General features: G+C 70.9%; 4 protein-coding genes and 1 pseudogene. All 5 read left to right on the top strand.

Translation table 11 applies throughout. The features are described 5' to 3' along the window. The coding region (locus K2X24_RS13140; protein WP_292498799.1) for a hypothetical protein at positions 1-252 on the top strand (252 nt) is incomplete at its 5' end. Continuing rightward, positions 249-410: a hypothetical protein gene (locus tag K2X24_RS13135; RefSeq protein WP_292498794.1), complete on the top strand. Its 162-nt coding sequence runs from the start codon at positions 249-251 to the stop codon at positions 408-410. The genes K2X24_RS13140 and K2X24_RS13135, both read left to right, overlap by 4 nt. After that, positions 407-625 carry a hypothetical protein gene (locus tag K2X24_RS13130; RefSeq protein ID WP_292498792.1) on the top strand — a complete coding sequence of 73 codons (219 nt, stop codon included), beginning with the start codon at positions 407-409 and terminating at the stop codon, positions 623-625. The genes K2X24_RS13135 and K2X24_RS13130 overlap by 4 nt, the downstream gene beginning before the upstream one ends. An 8-nt stretch (positions 626-633) precedes the next feature. Further along, complete coding sequence (locus tag K2X24_RS13125; RefSeq protein WP_292495227.1) at positions 634-1,947, top strand: AAA family ATPase; 1,314 nt, start codon at positions 634-636, stop codon at positions 1,945-1,947. A gap of 5 nt (positions 1,948-1,952) precedes the next feature. Next, positions 1,953-2,512, top strand: a pseudogene (locus K2X24_RS13120) (hypothetical protein); the annotation flags it as partial.

Here is a 2,512-nt window from a genome sequence, read left to right as displayed (position 1 = left end):
CATCCTCGCGAGGCCGTCATGTTGACCGAGCCCCAACTCGCCTGCGTCGTCGTCACCGCGCCCATCGTGTTCGTCGGTGCCCTCTGGGCACTCGGCGACCTCGTCGGCCACGCCGCCACCCTGACGCCGGCCCCGCAGCCCGGCGACACCCTGCGCGCCATCGCGGGCCACGCCGTGCGCGTCGCCGTCCTGGTGCCCGCGCTGGTGACCGGCGCCCTGGCCCTCGCCTTCGGTCGGAGGGTCCGCCCGTGAGCCGCCCCGTCCGCCTCCTGATCGGCGCGCCGCCGCTCGCAGCCGTCTGGGTCGTGGGCTTCCTCATCGAGGCGGCCGACGACCTACTCACCGCCCTGCATCCCCATGCGCGGCAAGCGGCCATCCGTCTGCGCGACTGGATGGAGGCCTCCCGGTGAGCCTCGCAGCCCTCACCGACCGCGCACCGTACCGGGTCCGTCCCGGCACCCGCGCCACCGTCGAAGATCGTCATGGCGAGTCCGCCTTCGTCGTCATCGAGCCGGTGAACTTCCCTGCCGAGCGCACCGCCTTCGCCGAAGCGTGGGTCGAGCAGGCCAACGCCCTCGCTGATGCCCTCGCCCAGCGCCCCGCCCTTCCTCAAGCCGCCGAGTGACCGCCGCCATGAAGATCATCGAATTGCAGGCCGAGAACGTGAAGCGGCTCCGCGCCGTCACGATCTCGCCCGAGGGGAACATCGTCGAGATTTCCGGCCGGAACGGGCAGGGCAAGACGAGTGTCCTGGATGCGATCTGGTGGGCCGTCTCCGGCACCACGCACATCCAGGCCGTGCCGATCCGCAAGGGGGAGAACGAGGCCCGTATCCGCCTCGACCTGGGCGACCTGAAGGTGATCCGGACCTTCCGCCGGCGGGAGGAGGGCGGCCACACCACGAGCCTCGTCGTCGAGAGCGCCGACGGCGCCCGCTACCAGTCCCCGCAGAAGATGCTCGACAGCCTGTTGAGCGCCCTCTCGTTCGACCCGCTCGCCTTCACCCGCATGGACGGAAAGGCGCAGTTGGAGACGCTGAAGCGCTTCGTGCCGGGCGTCGACTTCGCCGCGATCGAGAAGGCCAGCAAGGCCGATTTCGACCGCCGCACCGAGGTGAACCGCACGATCCGCACCCTGCGCTCGCAGGCCGTCAGCATCGAGGTCCCCGCCGGCACGCCGGCCGAGCGCATCGACGATGCAGCCCTCGTCGCGAAGCTGGAGGAGGCGGGGGAGTTCAACACCGACCTTGAGCGCCGCCGTATCCGGCGAGAGCAGGCCGAGGACGAGGTCGCGGCGCAGGAAGCCTCAATCGAGACGCTTCGCGCTCGTGCGAAGCAGCTCCGGCACGATGCCGATGAGGCGGACGCTGAGGCCGACAAGATCAACGCCCGCATGGTCGTCACGCGGGGCAAGCTCGCCGACGCCGAGGCCCTCCCCGAGCCCATCGACACCCTCGACCTGCGCCAGCGCATCGCCGACGCCGGCCGCATCAACGCCGCCGTAGCCCAGCGTGAACAGCGGGAGCGGATCGAGAAGCAGGTGCAGGCGGCCGAGACCGAGGCGGCCGCCCTCACCAAGGCCATCGAGGACCGCGCGACCCAGAAGCGTGAGGCCATCGCCAAGGCGGACCTGCCCGTGCCCGGCATCGGCTTCGGCGAGGACGAGATCCTGCTGAACGAGGTCCCGTTCGATCAAGCGTCCAGCGCCGAGCAGCTGCGCACGTCCGTCGCCATCGCGATCGCGGCGAACCCGAAGCTCCGGGTCATCCGCATCCAGGACGGCTCGCTCCTCGACGAGGAGGCCATGCGGATCCTCGCCGAGATGGCGCAGGCCGCCGACTACCAGGTGTGGATCGAGCGCGTCGGCGCCGGGAGCACCGTCGGAATCGTCATCGAGGACGGCGCGGTTGCCGGCTCGATGGTCGTCGCCACCGAAGCTGCGGAGTGACCGCCATGCAGATCCTCAACCACGAAGAGGGGCGCGTGTCGGCGCCCGGCCTCTACCACATGCCGGCGCGGGTCTATCACGCCGACCCGGCGCCCGAGCCCTCGCTGTCCTCATCGATCGCGAAGGTGCTCATCACCCAGAGCCAGGAGCACGCCTGGAGCGAGCACCCGCGTCTGGGCAAGGCACCGGACGCCGAGCGGGACCCGACCCGCCCGATGGAGATCGGCACAGCGGCCCACAAGTTGATCCTGGGGCACGGCGCGGACCTCGTGATCATCGACGCGGCCGACTACAAGGGCGGGGCCGCCAAGGCCTCCCGGGCCGCTGCCTACGCCGCCGGCGACGCGCCGATCCTGCGCCCCGACTGCGAGAAGGCCGAAACGCTCGCCACGCAGGTCGCGCTTCGGCTCGCCCGCATCCCCGGCTGCGAGGGCTTCCAGGCCGCTCCGGCCGAGGTCGTCGCCATCGCCCGCGACGTGTCCGGCGCTTGGCTGCGCATCATGATGGACCGCGTCGAGATCCACGCGGACCACGCCATCGTGTGGGATGTCAAAACTGGAGACCA

The sequence above is a fragment of the Methylobacterium sp. genome (genome assembly GCF_019750675.1).
Classification (GTDB): Bacteria; Pseudomonadota; Alphaproteobacteria; order Rhizobiales; family Beijerinckiaceae; genus Methylobacterium.
Note: the sequence above shows the minus strand (reverse complement) of the source record. Positions and strands in the feature narration are given on the sequence as shown.

Excerpts from the sequence above, each read along its gene's own strand:
- K2X24_RS13125 (WP_292495227.1), top strand. The coding sequence starts at position 634 with ATGAAGATCATCGAATTGCAGGCCGAGAACGTGAAGCGGCTCCGCGCC.